Annotated in this window: 26 protein-coding genes; 11 read left to right on the forward strand and 15 right to left on the reverse strand. The window is 59.0% G+C overall.

The window, feature by feature from the left end; genetic code table 11:
- Positions 1-147: 147 nt before the first annotated feature.
- Positions 148-774 carry a hypothetical protein gene (locus tag QN399_RS05080; RefSeq protein WP_322178096.1) on the forward strand — a complete coding sequence of 209 codons (627 nt, stop codon included), beginning with the start codon at positions 148-150 and terminating at the stop codon, positions 772-774.
- A 45-nt stretch (positions 775-819) separates the two neighbouring features.
- Here QN399_RS05080 and QN399_RS05085 read toward each other — a convergent pair whose 3' ends face one another.
- From QN399_RS05085 to QN399_RS05105, 5 genes are all read right to left on the reverse strand, one after another.
- Positions 820-1,395: a DUF6701 domain-containing protein gene (locus tag QN399_RS05085; RefSeq protein ID WP_322178097.1), complete on the reverse strand. Its 576-nt coding sequence runs from the start codon at positions 1,393-1,395 to the stop codon at positions 820-822.
- 119 nt (positions 1,396-1,514) lie between these two features.
- Positions 1,515-1,847 carry a hypothetical protein gene (locus QN399_RS05090; protein ID WP_330200635.1) on the reverse strand — a complete coding sequence of 111 codons (333 nt, stop codon included), beginning with the start codon at positions 1,845-1,847 and terminating at the stop codon, positions 1,515-1,517.
- A 276-nt stretch (positions 1,848-2,123) separates the two neighbouring features.
- Positions 2,124-2,438 carry a hypothetical protein gene (locus tag QN399_RS05095; protein WP_330200636.1) on the reverse strand — a complete coding sequence of 105 codons (315 nt, stop codon included), beginning with the start codon at positions 2,436-2,438 and terminating at the stop codon, positions 2,124-2,126.
- The gene (locus QN399_RS05100) at positions 2,422-3,036 is read right to left on the reverse strand and encodes a hypothetical protein (protein WP_330200637.1); all 615 of its coding nucleotides are present in this window, start codon (positions 3,034-3,036) and stop codon (positions 2,422-2,424) included. Before QN399_RS05100 ends, QN399_RS05095 begins: the two co-directional genes overlap by 17 nt.
- A gap of 204 nt (positions 3,037-3,240) precedes the next feature.
- Positions 3,241-5,589 carry a tetratricopeptide repeat protein gene (locus QN399_RS05105; RefSeq protein WP_330200638.1) on the reverse strand — a complete coding sequence of 783 codons (2,349 nt, stop codon included), beginning with the start codon at positions 5,587-5,589 and terminating at the stop codon, positions 3,241-3,243.
- A gap of 489 nt (positions 5,590-6,078) precedes the next feature.
- Between QN399_RS05105 and QN399_RS05110 the strand changes: the two genes are divergently transcribed.
- Genes QN399_RS05110 through QN399_RS05120 form a run of 3 tightly spaced genes read left to right on the forward strand, consistent with a single transcriptional unit; the run spans position 6,079 to position 9,685 of the window.
- Positions 6,079-7,629 carry an arylsulfatase gene (locus QN399_RS05110; RefSeq protein ID WP_322183043.1) on the forward strand — a complete coding sequence of 517 codons (1,551 nt, stop codon included), beginning with the start codon at positions 6,079-6,081 and terminating at the stop codon, positions 7,627-7,629.
- 56 nt (positions 7,630-7,685) lie between these two features.
- Positions 7,686-8,963 (forward strand): OmpP1/FadL family transporter, encoded by a 1,278-nt coding sequence (locus QN399_RS05115; protein ID WP_323569508.1) that lies wholly within the window; start codon positions 7,686-7,688, stop codon positions 8,961-8,963.
- Between the two features lie 47 nt (positions 8,964-9,010).
- Positions 9,011-9,685, forward strand: a complete 675-nt coding sequence (locus tag QN399_RS05120; RefSeq protein WP_330200684.1) for a DUF3313 domain-containing protein — start codon at positions 9,011-9,013, stop codon at positions 9,683-9,685.
- A 234-nt stretch (positions 9,686-9,919) separates the two neighbouring features.
- Here QN399_RS05120 and phnE read toward each other — a convergent pair whose 3' ends face one another.
- From phnE to QN399_RS05145, 5 genes are all read right to left on the reverse strand, one after another.
- Positions 9,920-10,687, reverse strand: a complete 768-nt coding sequence (gene phnE, locus QN399_RS05125; RefSeq protein ID WP_322215139.1) for a phosphonate ABC transporter, permease protein PhnE — start codon at positions 10,685-10,687, stop codon at positions 9,920-9,922.
- On the reverse strand, positions 10,684-11,511 hold the full coding sequence (locus QN399_RS05130) for an ABC transporter permease (RefSeq protein WP_322215138.1): 828 nt from the start codon (positions 11,509-11,511) through the stop codon (positions 10,684-10,686). Before QN399_RS05130 ends, phnE begins: the two co-directional genes overlap by 4 nt.
- Positions 11,505-12,302, reverse strand: coding sequence for an ATP-binding cassette domain-containing protein (locus tag QN399_RS05135; RefSeq protein WP_322178105.1), 798 nt, complete (start codon positions 12,300-12,302; stop codon positions 11,505-11,507). Before QN399_RS05135 ends, QN399_RS05130 begins: the two co-directional genes overlap by 7 nt.
- On the reverse strand, positions 12,299-13,150 hold the full coding sequence (locus tag QN399_RS05140) for a putative selenate ABC transporter substrate-binding protein (protein ID WP_219061017.1): 852 nt from the start codon (positions 13,148-13,150) through the stop codon (positions 12,299-12,301). Before QN399_RS05140 ends, QN399_RS05135 begins: the two co-directional genes overlap by 4 nt.
- Positions 13,151-13,306: 156 nt before the next feature.
- A complete protein-coding gene (locus QN399_RS05145; RefSeq protein ID WP_330200639.1) occupies positions 13,307-14,722 on the reverse strand; it encodes a diguanylate cyclase in 1,416 nt (471 codons plus the stop codon).
- Between the two features lie 227 nt (positions 14,723-14,949).
- On the opposite strand from QN399_RS05145, the gene QN399_RS05150 reads away from it, so the two are divergent.
- On the forward strand, positions 14,950-15,621 hold the full coding sequence (locus QN399_RS05150) for an ATPase (protein WP_330200640.1): 672 nt from the start codon (positions 14,950-14,952) through the stop codon (positions 15,619-15,621).
- A gap of 55 nt (positions 15,622-15,676) precedes the next feature.
- Here QN399_RS05150 and QN399_RS05155 read toward each other — a convergent pair whose 3' ends face one another.
- Positions 15,677-16,537 (reverse strand): CAP domain-containing protein, encoded by an 861-nt coding sequence (locus QN399_RS05155; protein ID WP_322178108.1) that lies wholly within the window; start codon positions 16,535-16,537, stop codon positions 15,677-15,679.
- Between the two features lie 286 nt (positions 16,538-16,823).
- Between QN399_RS05155 and QN399_RS05160 the strand changes: the two genes are divergently transcribed.
- The 4 genes from QN399_RS05160 to QN399_RS05175 all read left to right on the forward strand — a co-directional run bounded on the left by QN399_RS05160 (position 16,824) and on the right by QN399_RS05175 (position 18,863).
- Positions 16,824-17,195, forward strand: coding sequence for a hypothetical protein (locus tag QN399_RS05160; RefSeq protein ID WP_330200641.1), 372 nt, complete (start codon positions 16,824-16,826; stop codon positions 17,193-17,195).
- A gap of 3 nt (positions 17,196-17,198) precedes the next feature.
- A complete protein-coding gene (locus tag QN399_RS05165) occupies positions 17,199-17,381 on the forward strand; it encodes a DUF1289 domain-containing protein (protein WP_322178110.1) in 183 nt (60 codons plus the stop codon).
- A gap of 115 nt (positions 17,382-17,496) precedes the next feature.
- Positions 17,497-17,877: a hypothetical protein gene (locus QN399_RS05170; RefSeq protein ID WP_322215132.1), complete on the forward strand. Its 381-nt coding sequence runs from the start codon at positions 17,497-17,499 to the stop codon at positions 17,875-17,877.
- Positions 17,878-18,068: 191 nt separating this feature from the next.
- Positions 18,069-18,863, forward strand: coding sequence for a hypothetical protein (locus tag QN399_RS05175; protein WP_323569155.1), 795 nt, complete (start codon positions 18,069-18,071; stop codon positions 18,861-18,863).
- Positions 18,864-18,915: 52 nt separating this feature from the next.
- Here the strand turns inward: QN399_RS05175 and QN399_RS05180 are convergent, their stop codons facing one another.
- From QN399_RS05180 to QN399_RS05195, 4 genes are read right to left on the reverse strand one after another with little or no spacing between them, the layout of a single operon-like run.
- Positions 18,916-19,137: a formate dehydrogenase subunit delta gene (locus QN399_RS05180; protein WP_322215130.1), complete on the reverse strand. Its 222-nt coding sequence runs from the start codon at positions 19,135-19,137 to the stop codon at positions 18,916-18,918.
- Positions 19,134-22,022, reverse strand: coding sequence for a formate dehydrogenase subunit alpha (gene fdhF / locus QN399_RS05185; protein ID WP_330200642.1), 2,889 nt, complete (start codon positions 22,020-22,022; stop codon positions 19,134-19,136). The genes QN399_RS05180 and fdhF overlap by 4 nt, the downstream gene beginning before the upstream one ends.
- Positions 22,019-23,587, reverse strand: a complete 1,569-nt coding sequence (locus tag QN399_RS05190; RefSeq protein ID WP_330200643.1) for an NADH-ubiquinone oxidoreductase-F iron-sulfur binding region domain-containing protein — start codon at positions 23,585-23,587, stop codon at positions 22,019-22,021. Before QN399_RS05190 ends, fdhF begins: the two co-directional genes overlap by 4 nt.
- The gene (locus QN399_RS05195; RefSeq protein WP_330200644.1) at positions 23,584-24,060 is read right to left on the reverse strand and encodes a formate dehydrogenase subunit gamma; all 477 of its coding nucleotides are present in this window, start codon (positions 24,058-24,060) and stop codon (positions 23,584-23,586) included. Before QN399_RS05195 ends, QN399_RS05190 begins: the two co-directional genes overlap by 4 nt.
- Positions 24,061-24,635: 575 nt before the next feature.
- On the opposite strand from QN399_RS05195, the gene QN399_RS05200 reads away from it, so the two are divergent.
- Together QN399_RS05200 and QN399_RS05205 are read left to right on the forward strand one after the other, a co-directional pair.
- Positions 24,636-25,118 carry an OsmC family protein gene (locus QN399_RS05200; protein WP_330200645.1) on the forward strand — a complete coding sequence of 161 codons (483 nt, stop codon included), beginning with the start codon at positions 24,636-24,638 and terminating at the stop codon, positions 25,116-25,118.
- Positions 25,119-25,471: 353 nt separating this feature from the next.
- Positions 25,472-26,167: a tRNA (adenine(22)-N(1))-methyltransferase TrmK gene (locus QN399_RS05205; protein ID WP_330200685.1), complete on the forward strand. Its 696-nt coding sequence runs from the start codon at positions 25,472-25,474 to the stop codon at positions 26,165-26,167.
- Positions 26,168-26,510: the final 343 nt, after the last annotated feature.

Consider the following 26,510-nt stretch of genomic DNA (forward strand, 5'->3'; position numbering starts at 1 on the left):
AGAACGGGGCGTTTTTTTGTGAGCCCATTGCCCCGGACAAACACGCACGTGCTGCTATCGTTTACACAGATATTTCTAGTGGCCGCAGAGCAAATTCTGGTTTTATGCATGTCTATGTGAAACACGTCTATAAAGGTTGCACGCGATATGAGGTTGGCAGACATCACTCAGTACGGCGGAATCACGGTCATGCTTCCGGCGGCAGTGGTCATCGGTGCCTGGCTTTGGTTTTCCAGGTCCAGACAGTCGGCGCTGTTATGGGGCGCATTACTGCTGTTTGTGTACGCGATTGTCGGGGCGAGCAAAATCCTCTTCAAAGGATGGGGCATAGGCCTTGAAAGCCTGAACATTGCGGTCATCAGCGGTCATGCCACGAATACTAGCCTGGTGCTACCCGTGGCGATGAGCCTGCTTGCGCGACAGATCAATCCTCGTCTTCGCTGGCCAGGAGCTGGTTTAGGGTTATTGATCGCGTGGTGGTTCAGTATCAACTGCGTGGCACCCTATATCCATCCGCTGCAGGAGGCGATTGCCGGGGCTCTCCTGGGGTCTGTCGCTGCCTGTGGGTTTTTGTATTACCTGGAAAACACAGAGATCAAAAAAATCCCTCATGCGGTGCTGGTGATTGGCCTTGTCCTCATCGCCCTCAACACGACCACCAAGAAATACACCGCCGAGCACGTGCTGAATCGTATCGCTGTCTCCATCTCCGGAGCGGAGACAGCGTTCAAGCGGCCTGAGTGGCGAGCACCAGTCGATACAACAAAGCTTTAAGCGCTTTGTCGATGTGAGTCGCCAGCGCCCGTGAGTAGCAGGTCGCTAGCGATACACTTCGCGGCGAAAAATCATTGGCGATGAGCCTCGATAGATGCCGAATCTGGCCAGCCCCGTTGCAGCTTCACGGCCCTTGCCATTCCAGTCGTAGAAAAGCCAGGACGGTGTTGCCGGTAATCCACCGAGTACCGATCCGTTGATCCCGGGAGGCTGCAAGCGCAACAGCCCCAATCCTGCGCTGGGTGCGATCAACGTAACCTTGTCATTGCCATAGACCTGTTGGCTGAGTTGCCCGGTGTAGCTACTCAGCGCGGGCGTTTGCAAAACGGCTGCCGTGGTGCAGGTATCCAGGCCTTCGACCCGAAAGCTGCCGCCCGCAAGGTTCTGCCACGTCTCGATGCGCAAGGGCAGATCCAATGCCTGCAACTCAGAGCCATGGGCATTGTCCAGACGCAAGCGTCCCAGACGAACTTCGCTGCCGGGGCTGTCGCTAAAGTCATAGCTGTACGCTGAACAACTGTTGCCATCGCCAAAACAGGCACCATCGGTATCGGTCAGTGTTGCAGCGCTGAAACCTTGACGAATGGCCGCGATAAACGGGTAATCATCGGCCAGCGGCAAGAGTGCCGTGTTGCGCGACGGACAGGCGTGCCATGGCGATCACCACCAGGGCGACCACGATGAGTAGGAACATCGCTGCAACCAGGCCAAAAACCTGGGCGCGATGGGGCCAGCGGGGATCAGGGCGCATTGTCGATGTGGACCTGTTGCAAGAGTTGAAAGCTTTCGCCGTCGAGGGTGGTATGCAGCATCAGGGACAGCAAACCGGCGCGCGCGGTGCTGCCGGCCTGGTAGGTAAAGCGTGTTTGCCCACAATCGACATTCAAAGCCAACGGCTCAGGGTTGGAACCGGGCGGCGGGGCGGCGGGCAGTGTAGAAAGCAGTTGGTTATAGGTATATCGAAGCAGTTGGCCATTTTGGCAGCGAAAGCCCACGACCGTCTGGGCCAGATACACACGCTGCTGCGGCGACGCATAGGCAAAGCGAAAACCGGTGGCGGGCAGGTTGCCCACCGCGATAATGCTTTCTCCAGCCGGTGCGCCTGGAAGCAGTACTGAAAGTACTGCCTGTTGGGGTTATCACACCTGGATTGGCCGGTGCCCAGAGATTACTCCCGACAACCGGGTTGCCACCGGACTCGGCACCGATGTTGTACATCACCATCCAGCGGGCCCCGGTCGGATCGAATGCCCCGTCCAGCACCTGCACCGCGAGGCAGCCCAGTAGCTGGAGTTTCTGCGGTCCGTGGTGCGCGTTTTTTTCTACCTGATAAAGGTTGAGGTTCTGCATCAGGAAGCCGTCTGGCGCAGAGCTGCGCCGACGGCTGCCATGCAGAGAGCCTGCATCTGTTCGTCCAGTTCAGCGGCGGGTTGCCCGCTGAACAATTCGCGCAGGTCGAGGGCCTGCAGTTTGACGGTCAGTCCATTACCCAGCGCTTGCAGTGCGGCTTCGCCATCGCGCTTCATGGGCAGTAACAGCAGGCGATTGATGTGCCCCTTGCCTAACTGGCTCTCGAAATAGTCAAGGGAACGCTGGATCTCCAGGGTGGCTGAAGAAAAATCCTGGCCAGCCTGTTCCAGTCGATGCTCAATGACGCGCGCCATGTACAGATCCGCGCCATGCTGCACGCAGATCAAGCCCTCGCTGGAACGCAAGCGCAGCAGTGCGATGTTCAGATTGTCGGCACCGGCCCAGACCAAGATTGCGAAATGCCATTTCGGTAACGTCGATGCTGACCAGATGGAGACCGGCGTGCTTGATCAGCTTGGCCCAGTCCTGCATGCGCGCTTTATTGAGCACTGCGCAGTAGGCCCTGCGCGAGCGGCCACGGTAGGCATCTTCGGGAAGAGCAAATGCGTCAACGACGACATCTTCAAGGGGCTCACTGATAAGGTCCTTGATGCGCCAGCGCATGGCGGCGCCCAAGTCTTCAGCGGGGACATAGGGGCTGTCGAGAAGCAGCATCTGGTAGGCAGCGGGGTGCAACACAAGGTTGACCGGCAAGCCGCCAAGGCCTGATTCGTCGACCATATTTTTCAATACGGTGGGGTGTTGTTCGGGCGTGGCTGCGCGGAAGTTGCAGTGGAGCAGGCGTGGAGCTTCGCCTTGGCTTCTCTGTACGTGGGCTAGAGCTATTCCATTTGGACCTGTTTCAACACCCACCAAACCGCGCGCTGTGGTTTTACTTCTTGGAAACCACATTAACTTCTTATCTCTTTACCTGGCGCACCTCGCCAGGATCACCGATCTTGCATACAGCGTGATGTCAAAACAATATCACGTATTGTAGGTCGATCATAATACTTAGATGGGCGGTCCAAAAACTGTGGTTTTGGGCAGCATTTCCGGCGATCCGCTTCATGCTGGCTGGCATAAAGAAAAGGGCATTTAAGTGGCGGAAAGGAATCATTTAAGGGCAGGGTCTTCAGGGTTGATGTGCGTCCATGCGTCTATCAACTTTCGCGCCTTTGGCTCATGACCGTTCTTCAGATCGTACTGGATCAGCAACAGCCTGGCATCGCGGTTGGCTGGCTGGTGTTCGAGCATCTGTTCCAGTTGTGAGCAGGCTTCATCGACCTGGCCGTTTTCGTACAAGGCCACTGCCAGCACGTAGCCATACTGAGCGTTTTGCGGTTCGAGTCGGGCAGCCCTGCGTAACGCGGGGATGGCCTGCACCCGCTGTCCCGCGCGAATCATTGCCAGGCCTTGGGCCTGGTGTAGCAAGGCGACGTCAGGGTGTTCGCGCAGGCCGTCGTCCAGCAACTGCCGAGCTTCTTTGCCGCGAGCATTTGATTCCAGCCACTCGACCAGCGTGACCAGCGCCGGAAAGAAATCCGGGTCACGTTGCAAGGCTGCACGCAGGCGGGGTTCGACATCTGCATTGCGGCCACTGGCCTGGTAGAGCATCGCCAGGTTGAGGTTGGCTTCGGCGCGTTCCATCAGGCTCAACTGCACAGCCTCGTACTCGCCGATGGCTGTATTCCAGCTTGGCTGCGATGCCCCCAATCCGCCATTCGCAGCGCCTGGCAGAGCACGGGCGGCGGCGATTCGTACGGCGCGGACCGGGTCATCGAGCCGCGGTGATAGCAACGCCAGACGTTGCGCCTCGGGCATAAGGGCGCTGACCGCGCGAATGGCACTTTCGCGCACATGCGGTGCCGGATTGTTCAGATCCTTGGTGACCAGCCTCAGCGCTTGTGCGCTGGGGTAGGCGGGCAGCTCGGCGAGTAGTGTTGCACGTTGGATGGCGGGCAGATTGCTACGTTGCAGCTGCTCGTACAACGCCTGTGCTGCACCGACCTGACCACCGCGAATCAGCGAGAGGCTTTCGTCGTAGCGCGATGCCTGGTCAGGCCGGTCGCCGGTCCAGAGCTTGAATTGCTCAATAATTTTGTTGCCCGCCACGCTTTGGTGGCAGCTCAAACAGGCATCCGGCGTACCGAGCGTCTGTGCGCGCAGGGGGTTGGGGATACTGAAACTGTGGTCGTGGCGAAAGTCATTGCCCATGTACCGCTTGCCAGGCATGTGGCAATCGACACATTGCGAGCCTGGCTTTCCAACCTGATGCCGATGGTGCTCGGGAGAGTCGTAGTTCTTCGCTTGCAGGCCCTTGCCATTGACACGCTCGACGGAGGTTTTGCCTGCTGTGTTGTGGCATTGCACGCACACACCGTTGCCTGGGGCCTTGAGTGCGGTGCTATGAGGGTTGTGGCAATTACTGCAGCGCACGCCCTTGTCGAACATTTTGCTTTGCAGGAAAGAACCGTATTCGAACACTTCATCCTTGATCTTGCCGTCCACCGTATAGAGTTCGGGCGTCAGCAGGCTGGGCAGGTAATCATCCATCAACCGTTTGCCGACCTGATAACCGTCGTCCAGCGGTGCGCGACGAGCATGGCACCGGGCGCAGGTCTCGATCTCGGTGGTGGCGTCTTTGTCTTTGAGGTCGACGACAAAGCCGGCATGCGTCAGGTCATTGGGCTTTGTCGCCCACGCTAAATGATTGGAGGCCGGACCATGGCAGGCCTGACAGCCGACTCCCAGACTGTTCCACTGGCTGGCAAAACTATTGCTCACGGCGTCGAAATTGCGTTTGAAGCCAGTGGTATGGCATTCGACACACATGAAGTTGGCGTTCTGGCTCGGCTTGCTCCAGTGCAAGGGATTCTTGAAGTTCACACCTTGGCCTGGATAGAGATGAAACCAGCGATGTTTCTCGGTATCCCAGGCCACCCCCAACGCTTGCAACCGCCCGCCGGGTGTCTCTATCAAATACTGCTGCAAGGGGGCGACGCCGAAGGTGTAAGCGACTTTGAAATCAGCGGGTTTACCGTCTGCGCCAGGAGTATTGACCCAGAAGCCGTCATTTTTATGAGAGAAGCGGGTGGTCTCTCTCTTGTTTTTGAACGTGACGTCACTGAAATTGGCGAGGACCGTTTCAGCGTTAGCCGGTTGCATGGCCAACTGGTGATGGGAGCCTTGCCAATCTTTTACCTGCGCACTGTGGCAACTCTGGCATTGCTGCTCGTCGACCATTTTTGCTGCTGGCGCGGGGGGGGGGGTCAGAGACGGCGGTGCTGATGTGATGGCGGGTGAATAGATCAAAGGTGCGGGCTTACTGTGTTGGAAGAACAGCCAACTACTAAAAATTGCCAGGGGTAACAGGATCGCTAAAACGATACGCAGAGAGGGCGTCATGAAAGTGCGTCGTAAACCCGATGTGGAGTGCGCTGATTTATTTTTATGTTTCGGCATTCCGTTGTCCTGATAGAACATTGTCCAATGCTGTTGCAGCTTTGACGCAGGATAGAGGTCTGTCAAATATTCATTCTGTGTTTTCTCACAGTATTTACACTAACGTGTTCGGCGGTTTTCGATATTCATTCCTGTTTATCTGCGGGCGCGGGGGTTCGTGTTCATAGTGAAACTGAATAATTATTATGTCTAAACGTTATGAATCTCTGTGAGGGCCGACGAAAGAGTGTCGGTAACGAACCTGCGCGATAGAGGGTTTTGCGAGCATATTGCAGGCCTGGAAGTTGGCAGCCGTTCCAGGGCGAGCGATAAAAAAGAAAGTGGCTATCTGAGTATTCTCGCCTAGGATTAAATTCAGCTACTGTGTGTATCCCGAATTTTCACGTTGTAGGCTAGTCCTGAGACTTTCATAAGAGTACTGAGGAACTGACCGTGACAAAAATAATCGATTTTTTGGCGCTGACAGTAACAACACTTCTGCTTACTGCCATGCCCCTGCACGTGCAGGCCGCGTCCGATAAACCCAACATTGTTGTCATCATGGCCGATGATGTCGGCTGGTTTAATATTGGCGCCTATCATCAAGGCATGATGGCGGGTAAAACACCGAACCTCGACAGTCTGGCGGCCCAGGGCATGCGGTTTACCGATTATTACGCCGAGGCGAGTTGCACCGCTGGCCGGGCCAACTTCATCACCGGTGAGTTACCCATCCGCACGGGCATGACCACCGTAGGCCAGGCCGGTTCACCGATTGGTATTCCCGATCAGGCATTGACCCTTGCGACAACGCTTAAGTCGATGGGCTATTCCACGGGGCAGTTTGGCAAAAACCATTTGGGTGACTTGAACGAGTTCCTGCCAACGGTTCACGGCTTTGACGAGTTCTTTGGCTACCTCTATCACCTTGACGCGATGGAAGATCCGGCCCACCCAAACTATCCACAGGCGCTTAAAGATACGGTCGGCCCGCGTAACATGGTGCACAGCTGGGCAACCGACACTGATGACCCTACGGTGATGCCGCGTTGGGGCAAAGTGGGCAAGCAGAAAGTCGAAGATGCCGGCACACTCTATCCGGAGAGAATGAGAACGGTCGACGAGGAGATTCGCGACGTTGCCTTGAGCTTCATTGATAAGGCCAAGAAGGATGACAAGCCGTTCTTCCTCTGGCTCAACCCTACACGTATGCACGTCACCACGCACCTGTCGCCCAAATATGAAGGGATGCGTAACGCGGACAACGACTGGACTATCCAAGAGGCCGGGATGGCCCAGCTGGATGACATCGTTGGCGATGTCCTGAAGAAGCTCAAGGACATGGGCCTCGACGATAACACCATCGTTGTATTCACCACCGATAACGGTGCCGAGAACTTTACGTGGCCGGACGGTGGTCAGACGCCATTTGCTGGCGGGAAGGGGACGGCGCTGGAAGGTGGCTTCCGTGTCCCGGCCATTCTGCGCTGGCCAGGGAAAGTTCCGGCCGGTAAGGTCGAGAACGGGATCATGTCAGGGATGGACTGGTTCCCGACGTTTGTCGCTGCGGCGGGTAATCCGAACATCGTCGAAGAGTTACTGAAGGGTAAACAAGTCGGCAGTCAAAGCTACAAGGTGCACCTTGATGGCTACAATCAGACCGACATGATCATGGGCAAGGGACCGTCGACGCGCCACGAAGTCTTCTATTTCACCGAAGGCACGCTCTCCGCCGTGCGTATCGACGATTTCAAATACCGCTTCACTGATCAACCCGATGGCTGGATCGGCAGTACCGTGAAGTTGGACATGCCGGTTCTCACCAACCTGCGCCTTGATCCCTTCGAGCGCACGGGCTTTACCAAAGGCGCTCAAGGCTCATACCAGTACATGAACTGGTTCCTCTACGAATTTTGGCGCTTTCAGTTCGTGCAAAAAGAAGTCGCCAAGGTGGCGGCGACTGCGATTGAGTTTCCTCCAATGCAAAAGGGTGCCAGCTTTAACCTGGATGCAGTGAAGGAGCAAATCCAGCACGCGATGTTGAGCCAGTCAGGTAAGTAACTCACTCAAAAATCGATCGGGTAGGCGGTGTGCGCCTACTTGATCCTGGAGTTCTTATGCCGTCAAAAACAGGTACGCTGCCGGTCTCCGCGTTTACTCTGCTGACGCTCTGTTACAGCCAACAGGCGCTGGCAGGAGGCATCATGCTTTATGAGATCGGTAGCGATAATACCGGTCTGGTCAATGCGGGTGCCGCGGCGCGTGCGCAAGGGCCGTCTACCATTGCGAGTAACCCGGCAGGCCTCAGTTATCTGGAGGGCACCCAGATCGCGGCCGGTGCTCAACTTATTTACGGCAATGTGAAGTTTGATGCTGACGGGGACACTAACGTGGCTGGCAGTGGCAGCGGCGATGTTATTGAACCGACACCGGGTGCCAGCTTCTTTATAAGCCATAAACTGGATGAACACTGGAGTGTCGGCTTTGGCACGTATGGCGACTTCGGTCTGGCGCTCAGTTATAAGAATGACTGGTACGGTCGCTACTTCAGTCAATATGGAAGTATTGGTGGTTTGTCATTTGTACCCAGTGTGGCCTATCGGTTCAATGACGAGTGGTCAGTGGGCGTTGGCATAAAGGCCATGTACGGCATGTTGCAAGCTCAGGCGGCGATCAATCGGTCTCCTTTTGGATTAACGGATCGTGCTGACGGGCAGTACAAATATGAGGACAGTACATGGGGGTACGGCGCTAACCTGGGGGTTATTTATGCACCCAAGCCGGGCACCCGGATTGGTTTGGCTTATACCAGTAAGATCAATCTTGATTTCAAGGACCGTATAGACGTTCAAGGGAATGGCCTGTTACTGGACCGCGTGAATGGTACGGACACCACGCTCGGTGTGCAGGTCCCACAAACGGTCACGCTCAGCCTCTATCAGCAACTCGACGCGCAATGGGCCGTGCTGGCGACCGTCAACTGGCAGGACTGGTCACAGTTCGGCGAGATCTATATCGATGTCGATACGTCCAGGGCGGGTGGGCAGTCAACCACCGTTAATGCGCCTTATAAGGACACCTATCAATTAGCGCTGGGCACACAGTACCGAGCCACACCGAAACTGCTTTGGAGTGGCGGTGTCGCCTACGATACCTCGGCGGTATCGAACAGTGATCGAACCTTGAATGTCCCTATGAGTGCTCAATGGCATGTGGGGGCCGGGGTCACTTATGCAGTGGATCATGATACCGACCTTAACCTCGGCTGGGATTTTGTGTGGATGGGCGATATGCCTGTCGACCAGAGCAAACGTCTGTCAGGTGACCGCGTTTCCGGCCAGTTCAGTAGCGCCTGGATTCAGTCTGTTACCGGCAATATGACGTGGCGTTTCTAACGCCTGACAACAATAAATACCCTATTAATCCCATGAGTACAAAGCACATGAAAGCATCACGTAAATTGCTTGTCGGCATTGCGCTGAGCAGCTTGTTGCTGGGTGGTTGTGTCTCGAAAGTGACTGAAAAGGAGCAGTTCTCAGGCTTTTTGCCGAATTACGATGGACTCCAGGAAACGACGTCGTCGAGCGGGAAGGAAGTGCTGCGCTGGGTGGCTCCCGACTTTAAACCCGGGGCGTACTCTACGGTGGTGTTCAACGAACTTGAGTTGTACCCCGCACCCAAGCCGACGGATCGGGTTGACATGAAAACGCTGAAGCAAATACAGGCGTATGCCAGCAGCAGTGCCAAGGGCGTTCTTTCACAAAGGTACCGGGTGGTGAACAGCCTGCAGGCTGTACCACCCGGTTCGCGAACCTTGATCATGCACGCGGCAATTACGGGTGTAACGGCCTCTAACGAAGGTATGCACTGGTACGAAGTGGTTCCGGTCGCGGCGGTTGTGGGGGCGGCCAGCGCTGCTTCCGGCCATCGCGATCAGAACAGTGAACTTTACATTGAGGCGAGTTTTGTCGACGCCGCCACGGGTTCGCCAGTGGTGAAAGTCGTGCGTAAAGTTTTCGGTAAAACCCTGAAAAATGAAAGCCAGGCGATTACCGTGGATGACTTCAAGGCCGCGATCGACGGGCTGGCAGGTGATATGAGAGCGTTCATCAAGTAGCGATAGAGTCACTCCGGAGCAACAAGGCCGCTTAAAGCGGCCTTGTATAACGGTGTCTATATGCTACTGAACAACACTTTTATTACCCTGCGCTCCTCAACGTCGACCACCGTGCCGGAATCGACCCGGAGCTGCCAGCCGTTAGTAGTCGAGAGCGAGCTATGGATGGCGTTTTTCAGGGCCATTCGGCGTCTTATCGTCACTTTTATGATTTTACCTGTTCGGTGGACACGATCAGGCCTTGACCCAGCGCTGGCGGCTCCAGCCGCTCAGGGCATCGACGGCGAATACCAGCAACAGCATGGCCAGGATCACCGTGCTGGCTTGGGCTTCCTGGAACAGACTGAGGCTGACATAGAGCATCTGCCCCAAACCGCCAGCGCCGACGAAGCCGAGCACGCTGGCCATGCGGATATTGTTTTCCCAGCGGTACAAACAGTAGGCCAGCAGTTGTGGCAACAGGTTGGGCAGTGTGCCGTAACAGAAGGCCCACACCGGATTACCGCCCTGCAGGCGGATAGCCTCGGCGGGTTCTGGCGGAGTGTTTTCCAGGGCTTCAGCGAACAGCCTGCCGAGTACACCGGTGGTGTGCAGGGCCAGGGCCAGGGTGCCGGCATTCGGGCCGAGGCCAGCGGCCAGTACCATCAGCGTCGCCCACACCATTTCCGGGATCGCGCGCAGGGCGTTGAGCACAAGGCGCGATGCGCTCTGCAGCGGCCAGCCAAAGCGGCCGGCGGCGGGCAGTGCCAACAGCAGACCGAACACGGCGGCGAGCAGGGTGCCGAGGGCGGACATGGCCAGGGTTTCCAGGGCGCCATAACCGATGGCCTGCAGATGGCCAGTGCTCAGGTCCGGGCTGAGAAAACGCTGCACATAGGCGCCCATCTGGTTCAGGCTGCGGGTGCTGCCCAGCTCACCGAAGTCGATGCCCAGATAGGCGAACGAGGCGATGACTGCTGCGCCGATGCCGAGGACCAGCAGCAGGTTGAACAGGCGATTCATGCCAGCCTCCAGCGCAGCAGGCGGCTGAGTTGGTCGGCGAGCATGACCAGGACGAAGAAGGTCAGCAGCATGCTGGCCACTTCGCCCCCGGCGAACATGCGCATCGACAGGTCGATCTGCTGGCCCAGGCCGCCGGCGCCGACGAAGCCCATTACCACCGAGGCGCGGATCGCGCATTCCCAGCGGTACACCGTGTACGACAGCAGCTCTGCAGCGACATTGGGCAGGATGCCGTAGCAGAAGGCCGCCAGCCGACCACTGCCAGCCTGCATCAGGGCGTGGGCCGGGCGCTGGTCGACCGACTCGAATATTTCCGCGTAGACCTTGCCGAGCATGCCGCTGTAGGTGATGGCAATGGCCAGTACCCCAGCAGCCGGGCCGAGGCCGACGGCACGGACGAACAGCAGGGCCCAAACGATTTCCGGCACGCTACGCAGGAAGATCAGCAGCCCGCGTACTGGCCAGCGCAGCAGTTGTGCCCAGCGGCTCGGGTGCCCGCCACGAGAGGCGGCGGACAGTGACAGCGCGCGACTGGCCAGCAGGCTGGCGGGTACTGCCAGTAGCAGGGCCAGGGCCATGCCGGCCGTGGCGATGGCCAGGGTCTGCAGGGTGGCTTGCAGCAGCAACTGGATGAACTCCTCGCCATGGGCGGGAGGCCAGAACGCGGAGACGAAGCGGCCTATCTCGCTCTGACTGTCGGTCGCCAGCAGAACGCTCAGGTCCAACTCGCTGAGCCGGATACCCGGCCACAGCAGGGCGATGGCCAGCAGGCTGAGCAGCAGACGAGGCCCGGCGGCCGGGTCGCGGTTGTCGCGCGTCAGCATCGGGGAATCTGCACGCTCAAGGGTGTATCTGGAACCGGTGCAGGCTGCAGAGATTCGTTGGCATAGAGCGTGTCGAGTAGGTCGCGGCTGACGTCGCTGGCTGGACGGTCAAACAGGATTTGCCCGTCGCGCACGCCAATGATGCGTGGGAAGTGCGACAGGGCCAGGTCCACTGCATGCAGACTGGCGACCAGGGTGACGTCGTGCTCCTGCGCATGCTGGCAGAGGACTGCCAGGGTGTGCGCCGCCAACACCGGGTCCATGGCCGACACGGGCTCATCGGCCAGTAACACCTCGGGAGCTTGGTACAGCACACGGGCAATGCCTACGCGCTGTAGTTGGCCGCCGGACAGTTGCTGGCACTGGGCGAATAGCTTGTCGCTAAGGTCCAGCCTGGCCAATGCCGCGCGCGCACCGGGAATATCCAGCGGATGCAGCAGGTTCAGCAAGCTCTTGCCCAGACCCCACTGGCCAAGTTTTCCGGCCAGTACCGCAGTGATTACGCGCTGGCGTGGTGGCAGTGGTGGCGACTGATGCACCAGACCGATGCGCGCGCGCAGGCGCTGACGCTGGTGCGCAGAAAGCTGCCAAGGCCGCTCGCCGAGCACCTGGACCTCGCCGCTGCTGGGCCGCAGGGCGGTGGCCAGCAGGTTGAGCAGGCTCGACTTGCCCGCGCCGGACGGGCCAATAATGGCGACCTGTTCGCGGGCACCGATGTGCAGGTCCACGCTGCGTAACGCGTGGACTCCATTGGCGTGGCTGAGGCTGGCCTGGATAAGGCGCAGGGTCATTTCAGCAGGTCGGCGGCGCGTGCGGCTTCCTCGATACCCTTGTAGTTCTCAGGCTTGGTTTCGATGAAACGGCTGGCGGCCTGCAGGTCGAGGATTGCCTTTTGCTCCGGGTTCGCAGGATCGAGGGCGAGGAAGGCGGCCTTGATTTTGGCAGTCAGTACCGGGTCGAGGGTGCCGCGCACGGTCCAGTTGTAGTCGTAGTAGGTCGGGGTGGTGGCGAATACTCTGACCTTGCTGGTGTCGACCTTGCCGGCGGCGACCAGTTTATCCCAGACGCTGGCGTTGAGTACCCCGGCGTCGACCTTGCCGGCCTGGACCCAGGCGACGGTGGCGTCATGGGCGCCGGAGTAGCCTACGCGGCTAAAGAAGGTTTCCGGCTTGATACCGTCCTTGAGCATGAAGTAGCGCGGCATAAGGCTGCCGGAGGTGGACGACACTGAACCGAAGGCGAAGGTCTTGCCCTTGAGATCCGCGAGGGATTTGACCGCAGGGTCGGCGGTGATGAACTTGCTGGTGAACTGGGCATCCTGCTCGCGCTGTACCAGCGGAATGGCGTTACCGGTTTTCAGGCGTGCCTGAACGAAGGTAAAGCCGCCCAGCCAGGCCAGGTCGATACGGTCGGTGGCCAGCGCCTCAACCACGGCCGGGTAGTCGGCAACCGGAATGAACTCGACCTTCATGCCCAACTGTTGTTCCAGATAGGCGCCCAGCGGCTTGAACTTGCGCAGCAGTTCGGTCGGGGCTTCATCAGGGATGGCGCTGACTTTCAGAGTGTCGGCGGCCTGTGCGAACAGGGTTGAAAGGGACAGGGCAAAGCCTGCGGCCAGCACCAGCGTACGCTTGAGCATGGAAGTTCTCCGGTTAAATAGCGGAAAAATGTCGAGGCGCCTGGCGCGAGCTGTTTGCTGCACGGCGCTTCGTGAGGGTAGACGAAACGGCGCGATTATATGACCCCCTGCGCGAAAGACCAGCTTTGCAAACCAGGGGGAGATTCAAATCATGTTCTATTCACAAAACCGAATCGTGTTTCGTCCATGCTCTTTGGCCTGATACATCGCTGAGTCAGCCGAATCTATGACGTGTTCTTCACTTGCTTCGCGTCCCTTGAAGAGGGTTACACCGATGCTGGCCGTGCAGCGATGCTCAATGGTGAGACTCAGCAAATAGGGCGTCGACAAACTGATGCGTATCTTTTCGGCAATGCGTCTTGCCTGAGCAATGGCTTCGCGCTTGTCGCAGCTCAGGTCACATAGCAGTACGACGAATTCGTCACCGCCAAAGCGGGCGACGGTGTCCGCTTCGCGTACGCAGGCTTTCAGGCGGTTGGCGACCTCGATCAGCAGCAGGTCGCCGACGCTGTGGCCGTGCGTGTCATTGAGTGGCTTGAAGTTATCCATGTCGAGGAATAACAGGGCGCCGTAGCAGTTACTGCGGTGACTGGACGACATTGCCTGGGTGAGGCGATCTTCCAGCAGGCGGCGATTGGGCAAGTGGGTCAGCGTGTCACGGAACGCCAACTGGTTGACCTGCTCTTCCAACAGCTTGCGCCGGGTGACCTCTCGCGTAATACCGTGGTAGCCGATAATCTCACCCTGTTCGTCAAGGTCCGGCTTCGACAGCACCTCCCCCCAGAGCAGGCTGCCGTCTTTACAGCGATGCTGTACCTCAAAGGTCACAAAGTCATCCGACGAAGGTCGCCGTTCAGATCGCCGTCTTTCCTCCATCAGGTGCTTGACCGTGGCCACACCCTCGTCGGTAAACAGTTCAAAGACGTGATGCCCGACTACCTCGTCGGCCTTGAAGCCACGCAGGCGTTCGTCGGCGGGGTTGATGTAGGTGATGAACAGGTCACGGTCTGTTTTCCAGTGGACATCGCGAGTGTCCTCGGTGAGCTGGCGATAGAGAGCTTCGCTTGCATGCAGTGCCTGGGTGCGTTCCTCGACCAGTGCCTCCAGAGTGCGGTTGCGCTCCTGCAGGCTCTTGAGGGGATACACCTCGCCATCCTCCGCCCGGTGATAGGGAATGGAGATACCGCTGTGAACGATTTTCCACTCCTCACCTTCGAGGCGGAAAATCAGCACCAGGCGTGCCGCTTCCTTTGCAAGCATATCGCCGTCAACGGGCAAGTGAATGCGGAATAAAGCGGTGGCAACCACCACCTCTTCACCCAGGTCCTGCAGAGAGAGATCGAGCATCTCAATGCGGATACGTTCAGGCACTTGAGAGAAGTCCTGGCGAGTGATCATCTGCCAGTCGGCGAGATCCTTGACCAGAAAATCGCCGCTCCCCGTATACCCACTGAAGTTTTTACTGAAGCGGGTCGTCAGGCGCTGATCACGAGAGGCGTACATCTCGATGTACTCTTCAAACAGGGCGCGAATCAGGCGCTGTCGATCCGGAGACTGGGTGCTGATGGTCATGGCTGGTGTGTACTCTGTTCTGCACCCATGGCGAAAAACCTGTTCGAGGCGTTTTTTTGGAGCACTTTACACGTTGCCCTCAATCAATAAACCAATAAACCAATAAACCGCTTCTGCTTTTACCATTCGTTTAGTTGATAGTTACCATCGACGAATGCGAGTTTTGTTTTTCCAGCGAAGGAGGAAGATAACGCCATACCGAATATGCTTCTAAGGGAAATAACGCGATGAGAATTTCCACCCTGCTGGCTCTTGTCGCCGTATTGACCGGTGGCGCTGCCGCCACTGTGCCTTCTTACGCTGCAGACGCGCCGTCCTGCCATTTGTTATCGGTGGCCGACAGTACCGCTGGCCTGCAGCATGCACAATCAGTCGGTGTGCTCTACAGCGAAAACACCCTCAACACCCTTGAGTACCTTGAGCATTACCATTCTGTCGCGCTGAACGGCGTGAAGAATGGTGCGATTGACTCTCGCATTAGCGACGCGTTCGTCAACAGCTCCGATCCGAAACTCGCGATCAATTGGCTCATGGGTTCGCTGCAGAAAGAATTCTCCTCAGTGACCGTCTACGACAACCTTGATGCGCTGGTGCAAGCCCACCCAGACGTAGTGGTCATGCTGGACACCTACAACCGTCTGGTGACACAGCGCAATACCCAGGTCGAAGCGCGCTTCGTCGCCAAATTTTACGATTCGAACCTGCAATACATTGGCAAGGCCGAAGGTTTGGGTGAAAAGCAAATGTCCGCTGTCTGGGTGCATGGCAAAGCCGCTCCAGAGATTGCCGCGCAAATCGACCAACAACGTGAGCTGCAATTAAACGCCCTGAAACAGTTCGATGCATCGTTGAAGGCGCTCGTGACATCCGGCGGGATGGCTCAAGTCGCAAGCAACTGACGGTGTGGTTCCATTGACGGCCTGTCCGTAAAAGTCCACAGCCCGTCCACGATCATCAGGGCGCGCCGAACAGCATCGTCCAATAGATACCCAAGTCGCTACGCGAGGCCGTGGCATAAGCAGCACCCACTTGGGTAAACATCGGGTTCATCAGGTTGGCGCAATGCCCAGGGCTGGCCAGCCACCCCTGCATCGCCTGGCTCGGGGAACCCTGCCCAGCAGCGATGTTCTCGCCGATCTGCCGACCACGGTAGCCAACGGCCCGAGCCCGGGCCGCTGGCGAGTCACCGTTTGGATCTTGGTGAGCGAAGTAATTGCCATAGGCCATCGCCCGGCTATGCCCCTGCGCTGCCGCCCCCAAGGCATTGTTCCACGTCAGTGGTCGTGCGGCGGCGAAGCGCTGATACCCACACAGACGCGGCTTCGCCCGTGCCGCATTGACCTCTGTCAGCAACGCTTTATCCGCTGTCCGCCGATCAGTCAGGTGATCATCGACCAAGGGGCGCGCCAGTACCATCTGCCACCGATTACCGACGTGAGTGACACCAATATCGGTCGCTTGGGTATTGAGTAGTTTGTCGCAGTAGTTGTTCTTGATCACGGCAAAGGCCGTCTCGGCATCGCGCGCACCTGCCACTTGGATGGCTTGCACTTTCCCTGCTTGATAACCGGCGGCCTTCAACCCGTCCCGTAAATCGCCGCCATAACCGACGGGCAAGGCCACGCTGGACTTCAGCGCCAACGGTGTCATTGCAGGGGTCATGCGTCCCTCGCAGCGCTGGGGGTGGGCGCGGTAGCCGTTGATGGCTTGCACCAGTTGCTGCTCCCCTTCGGCATAAGCGGGATTGGCGAGCAGGGGGAGCAAAGGTACGAGGCAGAGCGAAATAGAGCGGGAGGAACGAACGGTTAGGCGCATGAGTCGAACAGCTCAGATGGAATGACAGGGGGCTTGGCAGCAAAGGGGCTGCGGTAGTGACCGGCAAAGCCCGAATAGGACTGCGGGCTTCCACACAAGTTTCACTGGCAATAGATACAAATTCGCAGTTGAGGCCATGCGTTTGCTGAGCACTGTTGGTTTTATTCCTTTGCGTCTCAAGGTGCTGCACATCGATACTGGCAAAAGAGGCTCGCAGCAGCGAGCCGCGCGATATTAGACCGAGCGCCCCTCGGCAAGCCTTCGACACTGATTCAAGGATCAAACAATGCTGTTAAGCAAACGCGATCAGGCGCAGATCGAGCGTCGTCTGGTGGTGGCCCTGACCGACGCCTGTGAGACGGCCAAAGCCGAAATAGCAGGGTTCTGCTGGCTGACCCACGAGGTTGATTACACCGTATTCCCGTCCAGCCTGATGGTCGTCTGGGTCTTTGACACGCAGGCCAAAAAGAACCAGGCCCTTGCGAGTGGGCAGGGTGAACGCATGGTCGAACTGACGGCCGTGGCGTTAAGCGAAGCGGATATCCACGTCAGTCCGGTGTCGGCCCATGTGCACGTCGATACTGAAGAGCAATGTCAGCATGCCAATGCCGGAAACTGGCAGCAACGCTTGGCGCGCAAGCGCTCGACTCGGGGTTGAGTCGTGGCCAAGGACATCGAAAATCCCTGTATTTCCGTTTGCCAGTTGAGCGGTGATTTATGTGTAAGTTGTGGTCGCACCAAGGAGGACATCAGAAAATGGAAACGCATGAAGCGACCCGAAAAAATGGCCGCTGTGCAACGGGCGGGCCTGCGCCTGAAGAGCCTGCAGAAAAAGGACGCTTGAAATGCGGGTCTCAGTGCGGCTTCAGGTTCTGATCGACGCACCCTTGGGTAAAGCCTGATCCGCCTGAAAAAACGCATTCCCACAACTACACTGCGTGAACACCTCGGGAGCAAACATGAGCAACGCGAAAGAAGCGACTGCAATAAAATGGCTTCCAGATGTGGAAGAGCAGGACTACCCAGCCGCACAGTCCTACCTTCTTCTGCTATTCAGCGAAACCCGGGTGCAGAAAATAATTTCCGCCCTGCGTGCTGCAGACCTTACCCAATTCAAGGCAAAGGACATTTTCCGCGCGTCAGAACTTTCCCTGCTTGGCATCAGCAACTCCCATGTAGAGAAAGACCGCAGCAAAATCAAGAACGGAACGCCACTGTCACCGTTGCTGCTGGTCAGGGGAGAGAAGAACGACAAGCTGGTCATCGCGGACGGCTATCACCGCCTCTGCGCCATCTATGGCGTTGCCGAAGATGCCTGGATCAAGTGCAAGATTGTTTAGGCCGGGCCGCGTGAGATATCTGATTAGCGCCTTGTTTCATAGACTTGTCTTATGAGCGCTGCTGGCGGTGTTCGGCATAACCTCCGCGGAATCTCTTGCGGGTGCGCATAATGTGGCGTTGATGTGTGTAGACCAATGCCTAGAGTCCAATAGCTTCGCCGGTGGTGGAGTCAGTAGATCAATGGAGAGCCATGCATCAGCAAAAGACTAAGCACCGAATGTGGCCACTCAAACCGATCCTGCTGATGTGCTCACTCTACCTGCTGGCAGCAAGTGCCGTCGCCGCGCAGATGCCGCACGAGACGCTGACGATCATGGTCGAGGATGCTGCCGATCCCTGGTCGAAGAGCGACGGTACAGGTTACGCCAATGACGTAGTTGTCGCCGCGTTCAAGGAGATGGAGGTTGAGGTGCGCCTGAAAGTCGTGCCTTATTCACGTTGCAAATACATGGTGCTCAATGGTGAGGTCGCGGCCTGCTTCAACATGAGTTGGCTGCCCGAGTTCGATGGCAAGATCAAGCTGGCGGCGCTACCGATCTACGCGGCGAATGACGACATCTTCGAACATATCGAAGCCCCCTTGCCGAGGCCTCCAGACGGCATATGCACGTTGCCGCCCGGGACTGTACTGGGCATCACCAACGACTACGAATATTCGCCCCAGGTCATGGCGCTACAGAAGTCCGGAGTGCTGTTCGAGAACGTTCACTCGGACTTACTGAATCTGAAGAAGCTGGCCGCCCGGCGCTTCCAGGCGGCATTGATCATTACCACCGACCTTGAGGCAGAGGCTTATAAGGCCAGGCAGTCGGGCACAGAAAATTCGGTGCGCTTCGCCTTCAATTGCGGTGTGGTAAGCGCAACGATAGGCTTTAGCCTGGCCCACCCGGATGGATTGCGTGCACTGAAGACGTATGAAGAGGGATACCAACGTATCGGGGCCAAAGGCGTACTCAAGCAGATTCATGCACGCTGGTTTCCTTAGTTGCACCGCTGCCCGACAGGCAGCAGGTGCTCCGTAAGGGATCGTGTGAGCCTTAAGCCTCCCAGCCCGCCCCACTGACCGCAGCCTGCGCCAGTGGGTGCAAGTCGGCCCCATGATGCGTCGTCTGCCAGCCCAGCAACTCCTTGCGCATGCCGGGCGTCCAGAACATCTGCAGATGATTGCGCACGCCAAGCACGGCCTGTTGCTGGTCCGGTTCGCTGGCGAAGTACTGGGCGATCTGGTTGGCCATTTTGATCAGGTTGGCAGTGCTCATCGGCGTACCTCGGCCTTTGTTCCTGCTGTGCGTGCCCGGCGACGTTCGTCGAGTAGGCGTTGTTGTTCGTCGCTGAATGCCTGGTAACGTTTTTGCCACTCGGAAGGGTGGTAGACGCGGCTGACTTCCACGGCGGTGACCTTGTACTCCGGACAGTTGGTGGCCCAGTCGGAGTTGTCGGTGGTGATGACGTTGGCCCCCGATTCGGGGAAGTGGAAGGTGGTGTACACCACGCCTGGAGCGACCCGTTCGGTGACCCGCGCACGCAGTACGGTCTGTCCGGCGCGGCTGCCGATGCCGACCCAGTCACCTTCATTGATGCCACGGCTCTCGGCGTCGGTCGGGTGGATTTCCAGGCGGTCTTCGTCGTGCCAAGCGATGTTTTCGGTACGCCGGGTCTGGGCGCCGACGTTGTACTGGCTGAGGATGCGTCCGGTGGTCAGCAGCAGGGGATAGCGGTTGTTGACCTTTTCCTCGGTGGGCACGTAGCCGGTGAGCATGAAGCGCCCCTTGCCGCGCACGAATTCCTCGATGTGCATGGTCGGCGTGCCGTCCGGCGCTGCGGCGTTGCACGGCCATTGCAGGCTGCCGTGGCTATCCAGTGCGGCGTAGCTGACGTTGCTGAAGGTCGGCGTCAGGCTGGCGATTTCATCCATGATTTCCGACGGGTGCTGGTAGTTCATCGGGTAACCCAGGGCGTTGGCCAGGGCCACGGTGCCCTCCCAGTCGGCCTTGCCGCCCAGCGGTTCCATGACCTTGCGCACGCGCGAAATGCGTCGCTCGGCGTTAGTGAAGGTGCCGTCTTTTTCCAGGAACGAACTGCCCGGCAGGAATACGTGGGCGAACTTGGCGGTTTCGTTGAGGAAAATGTCCTGCACCACGATGCATTCCATCGCCGACAGAGCCGAGGTGACGTGCTGGGTATTGGGGTCGCTTTGGGCGATGTCTTCGCCCTGGCAATACAAGCCCTTAAAGCTGCCGTCCAGGGCTGCCTCGAACATATTGGGAATACGCAGGCCCGGGTCGGGTTGCAAGGTGACGTTCCAGGCCTGCTCGAACTGCGCCCGAACCACCTCGTTGGAGATGTGTCGGTAGCCAGGCAACTCGTGGGGGAAGGAGCCCATGTCGCAGGAGCCCTGAACGTTGTTCTGCCCACGCAGCGGGTTCACGCCCACGCCTTCGCGGCCGATGTTGCCAGTGACCATGGCCAGGTTGGCGATGCCCATGACGGCGGTGCTGCCCTGGCTGTGTTCGGTGACGCCCAGGCCGTAATAGATCGCCGCGTTGCCGCCGGTTGCGTACAGACGCGCGGCGGCACGGATGTCGGCAGCGGCGACACCGCAGATGGCGCCAAGGACTTCCGGCGAGTTTTCCGCGCGGCTGACGAACTCGCGCCAGTGGGCGAAATCGCTGCCTTCGCAACGGGCGTCGATAAAGGCCTGGTTGAGTAGGCCTTCGGTGACGATGACGTGGGCCAGGGCGTTGAGCATGGCGACGTTGGTGCCCGGGCGCAGGGCCAGGTGCAGTTCAGCGCGGGCATGCACCGAGTCCACCAGATCAATGCGACGTGGGTCGATGACGATCAGCCGTGCGCCTTCACGCAAGCGGCGCTTGAGCTGGGAGGCGAACACCGGGTGGGCGTCGCTGGGGTTGGCGCCCATCACCAGAATCACGTCGGCTTGCATTACCGAGTCGAAACTCTGAGTGCCAGCGGACTCGCCAAGGGTTTGTTTCAGGCCATAGCCGGTCGGCGAGTGGCAGACCCGCGCACAGGTGTCGACGTTATTGTTGCCGAACGCGGCACGCACCAGTTTTTGCACCAGATAGGTTTCTTCGTTGGTGCAGCGGCTGGAGGTGATGCCGCCAATGGAGTCGCGGCCGTATTTTTGCTGCAGACGGCGGAATTCGCTGGCGGCGTAGGTCACCGCCTCATCCCAGCTGACTTCCTGCCAAGGGTCGTTGATGTGCTTGCGGATCATCGGCGTGGTGATGCGATCCGGGTGGGTGGCGTAGCCCCAGGCAAAGCGCCCTTTGACACAGGAGTGGCCGTGGTTGGCCTGGCCGTTCTTGTCGGGAACCATCCGCACCAGCTTGTCGCCTTTCATCTCGGCGCGGAACGAGCAGCCCACGCCGCAATAGGCACAGGTGGTGATCACGGCGCGTTCGGGCTGACCCAGTTCGACCACGCTTTTTTCCATCAGGGTCGCGGTGGGGCAGGCTTGCACGCAGGCGCCGCAGGACACGCATTCCGAGTCGAGGAAGCTCTCGCCACCAGCGGCCGCGACCCGGGATTCGAAACCGCGCCCGGTAATCGTCAGGGCAAACGTGCCCTGGGTTTCTTCGCAGGCGCGTACGCAGCGGTTGCAGACGATGCACTTGCTCGGGTCGTAGTCGAAGTAGGGGTTGGAGGTGTCTTTCTTGTCGGCCAGATGGTTGTCGCCTTCATAGCCGTAACGCACCTCCCGCAGGCCGACCTGGCCGGCGACGGTTTGCAGCTCGCAGTTGCCGTTGGCCGAGCAGGTCAGGCAGTCCAGCGGGTGATCTGAGATGTACAGCTCCATGACATTGCGGCGCAGGGTGGCAAGCTTCGGCGTCTGGGTGTGCACGCTCATGCCTTCGCTGACCGGCGTGGTGCAGGACGCCGGGTAGCCGCGCATGCCGTCGATCTCGACCAGGCACATGCGGCAGGAGCCGAAGGCTTCCAGGCTGTCGGTGGCACACAGTTTGGGAATGGTAGTGCCCAGCAGCGCGGCGGCGCGCATCACCGAGGTCCCTTCGGGCACGCTGATGCTGCGGCCGTCGATGTTCAGGGTGACTTGCACCTGGCTGTCGCGGGCCGGGGTGCCCAGATCGATATCGGTTTTCGGGTCAAAGAGAGTAATCATTGCTCGGCCTCCGAGGCCAGCAGACCGAAGTCGGCGGGGAAGTGCTTGAGGGCGCTGGCGACCGGATAGGAGGTCATGCCGCCCAACGCGCACAGCGAACCGTAAAGCATGGTGTCGCACAGGTCCTTGAGGATGATCGCCTGCTCATCACGACCGCTCTGGTCAGGTGCGGCCAGCAGGCGGTCGATCACCTCCACGCCCCGGGTCGAGCCGATGCGGCATGGGGTGCATTTGCCACAGGATTCCTCGGCACAGAACTGCAGGGCGAAGCGCGCCATACGGGCCATGTCCAGGCTGTCGTCAGCCACCACCACACCACCGTGACCGAGCATGGCGCCGATGGAGGCGAAGGCTTCGTAATCCAGCGGCGTGTCGAATTGCCCTGGCGGCACCCAGGCGCCGAGGGGGCCGCCAACTTGCGCGGCCTTCAGCGGCCGGCCACTGGCAGTACCACCGCCGTAGTCTTCCACCAGTTCCCGCAGGGTCAGGCCAAACGCCCGTTCCACCAGACCGCCGTGACGAATATTGCCCGCCAATTGGAAGGGCATGGTGCCCAACGAGCGGCCCATGCCGTAATCGCGATAGAACTGCGCGCCCTTGGCCAGAATCAGTGGCACCGAAGCCAGGGTCAGCACGTTGTGCACCAGGGTAGGCAGGCCGAACAGGCCCTTCAACGCAGGAATCGGTGGCTTGGCGCGGACGATCCCGCGCTTGCCTTCGAGAGAGTCCAGCAGCGCGGTTTCCTCACCGCAGATGTAAGCGCCGGCACCGACGCGTACTTCCATATCGAAGGCCTGGCCGCTGCCGCCGACATTGGCGCCGAGGTAACCGGCGGACCGGGCGATGTCCAGCGCCTCGCGCAATGTGGCCACGGCCTGTGGATATTCCGAGCGCACATAGATGTAACCGTAGCTGGCCCCGACGGTGAGACCGGCAATGGCCATGCCTTCGATCAGCAGGAAGGGGTCGCCTTCCATCAACATGCGGTCGGCGAAGGTGCCGGAGTCGCCTTCGTCGGCGTTGCACACAATGTACTTCTGCGCAGCCTGGGTGGCGCGCACCGTGCGCCATTTGATCCCGGCCGGGAAGGCTGCGCCGCCACGGCCACGCAGGCCCGAATCGAACACGGCGGTCGCGGTCTGCTCGCCGCCCAGGGCGATGGCCTGGGTCAAGCCCTCGAAACCGCCGTGGGCCCGGTAATCCTCCAGGGACAGCGGCCGGGTAATGCCAGCGCGGGCAAACAGCAGGCGTTGTTGAGTCTTTAGATAAGGCAGTTCTTCCACCAGACCCAAGGCCAGTGGATGGGCGGACGACTCGCCTTGCAGCGCATCGAGCAGGGACGGCACATCGGCAGCGGTCAGCGGGCCGAAGCCGATACGGCCTTGCGGAGTGTCCATTTCCAGCAACGGCTCCAGCCAGTACAGGCCGCGCGAGCTGGTGCGTTGCAGGTCCAGGGACAGGGACAGTTGGCGTTCCTGGGCCTGAGTGGCAAGGGCCACAGCTACATCATCGGCACCTACGGCACGGGCAAGAGAATCAATCGGCAAATAGAGGCGCGGCATCATGCGTCCTCCTGGCAAGCGTCGAGCAATGCATCAAGACGCTCGGCACTGAGCCGCGCATGCACCTGGCCATCCAGCTCCAGGGCGGGCGAGCAGGCGCAGGCGCCGAGGCAATACACCGGGCGCAGACTGATGCTGCCGTCGGCGCTGCTGCCGTGGTCGTCCAGTTGCAGGCGTTCGCGCAACTGCGCTGCGAGCTGCTCGGCGCCGCGGCTCTGGCAGGACTCGGCGCGGCACAGACGCAGGATATGCCGCGCCGGGGGCGCGGTGCGGAAGTCATGGTAAAAGCTGATCACCCCGCGAACCTCGGCCTGACTCTGGTTGAGGGCGTGGGCAATCTCGGGGATGGCGGCATCCGGGATGTAACCGATGCCCTCCTGAATCTCATGAAGAATCGGCAACAGTGCGCCAGCAGAGCCCTTGTGGCGCTCCAGCACGCTGTTGACCACAGGCAATTGCAACATCTCATCAGGCATACAGCATTCCTCACGATCACGGGCAAACCAGGCAGTTGCCGGTTGTCCGAAAGTGTCGGCTGCGGCACTCACACCACGTCACGGTATCGTGGCATGTTCAGGCCGTTGGCCAGGGCACCCTTGGCGGGCATCTTGTTGGGCCCGATGCGGTCTTTGCCGCACCTCTTCAGGGCATAAAAGGCAGCTTGCCACGCCGCCTTTGATTCAACGGCACCAAAGCGACGTGTTCGGTTCTTTCTACGACCATGCGTTGAGTCTAGAAGAGGGTGGGCCGAGGTGTTGTCCTGAATGCTGTCGCACGAGCTGCGACATGTACAAGAAATGAGCCGAGACACTTTGACAAATGCGCTGCATGCCAACCACGTGGCGCGGTGCTGGCCTGGCTCGTCGCGGCGACTCTGCTGGTGGCGTTCTGGATTTGGTTTCACGGGTAACGCTGGAACTCAGGGTGTTGAGTTGCTAAATCCATGCGAAAGGCGGAAGTATCGAGCAAAGGCACGGGCAATGTTCAGCTTTCAATTCATAGGGCATGTACCGTAGCCTTTGGACGCAAAAACATGCTCAGGGAAGATCAAATGGCAGATAAATTTCACCGCTACGATGTCCAGGTCGTCTGGACGGGGAATGAGGGTACCGGTACCTCCTCTTATCGTGGTTACAGTCGCTCGCATGTTATTCAGGCCAAGGGCAAACCCCCTATTAATGGCTCATCCGACCCCAGTTTTCGAGGCGATCCGACTCGCTGGAACCCGGAGGAGCTTCTTCTCGCCTCCTTATCTGCGTGCCATAAACTGTGGTATTTGGGCCTTTGTGCTGAGGCCGGGATTGTGATCGTGGCCTACTTGGATAATCCGCAGGGCACAATGGTCGAGCAAAGCGATGGCGCTGGCCAGTTCACCTCAGTGGTGTTGAGGCCCAAGGTGACCCTGGCTCCCGGAGCCGATATCGAGAAAGCCCTAGCGCTGCATCATGCCGCCCATGAAAAATGCTTCATTGCGCGCTCTGTTAACTTTCCGATCAGTCTCGCTCCCGAAATATCGATAGGCTTGAGTACCTAGTCGTTACCAGCCTGTAACGATACGTCTTCTTGTGATTAGGTTGATTTTCACCCATTCCGCATCTCTATCATTCGAGTTGCCTGCTGCACAGGTCTTCCCCGCAACCTTGATCGGCCCCGCATGGGTAGACGCTTTCGAGTGTTTGCTAGGGGCGCTTTCCGCCGGTCGCAACAGACAAACGTCGACTAAAAGCCGCCCATGACCAGGGTTTGCTTTGGGCCGATACGCGAGCGGTAGGACGGGGCGAGCCATGGCCCCGGTCGCAGGCGTTTGAAATGCACGGCGTTACTCGACAGAATCTCGTCCCGATCCGGCCAAAGGTGCTGGACGTTCGTGGTGAAAAGGGGCTGCAGTTGAACGAACAAACATTGTCTATGCGCCTGGAGCGCGTGGCGGCGCATGTGCCAGCCGATGCGCGCCTGGCCGATATCGGCTCGGATCACGGCTACCTGCCGGTGGTGTTGATGCGCCGTGGAGCCATCACAGCAGCGGTGGCCGGCGAGGTGGCGTCGACGCCGTTCCGCTCGGCCGAACGCACCGTGCGCGAGAACGGCCTGGACCAGCGGATCACCGTGCGCCTGGCCAATGGCCTGGCGGCGATCGAGCCGGGAGACGGGATCACGGCGATCAGCATTTGTGGCATGGGCGGCGAGACGATCCGTGACATCCTCGACAGCGGCAAGGCGCGCCTGAGCGGCCAGGAGCGCTTGATCCTGCAGCCCAACGGCGGCGAGCAGCCACTGCGCCAATGGCTGATGGAAAATGGCTACCGCATCCTCTGCGAGGAAGTGCTGCGGGAAAACCGTTTCGACTACGAAATCATCGTCGCCGAGCGCGCCGGGCTGGTGATATACACCGCCGAGGAGTTGTACTTCGGCCCGCTGCAGATGCAGGCACGCAGCCCGGCGTTCCTGGCCAAGTGGCGGCGCATGCTGCGCCATAAGCAGCAAACCCTGACCAACTTCGCCCAGGCGCGGCAGGCTGTGCCCGTGGAGAAGTCGCAGGACATCTCCCGGCAGGCCCGGTGGATCACCGAACTGCTGGCTTGAGCCCGGTCTAGGGTTTGTACGAAAAGTCGTCGAGCGGCAATCAGGCAAGGCGATTTTTCGTACAAAACATAAGGCAAAGCGAGGGCCAATATGAATCGCCCTCTAATTCGTAGACACCGCTGAATAACAGCTTTTGGCCGACTCTGTTGAAAAGCCGGCCTTAGTTTCCATGCCAAAAAAGTAATCGCCTGAGATTTAAATCCAGAGTTTTCGCAGAGGCATTCGGACTGCGATTTCACCTGGCGGCGTGTCAAAAGGCGCTTTCACCGATCAATTTTGCGGCAGTTTGAGAAAATCGACTTTCTCAACACAATCGGCCGTTTTCTGCCTGTCGCGAAGGACG

The sequence above is a fragment of the Pseudomonas sp. 10C3 genome (assembly GCF_036346185.1).
GTDB lineage: Bacteria > Pseudomonadota > Gammaproteobacteria > Pseudomonadales > Pseudomonadaceae > Aquipseudomonas.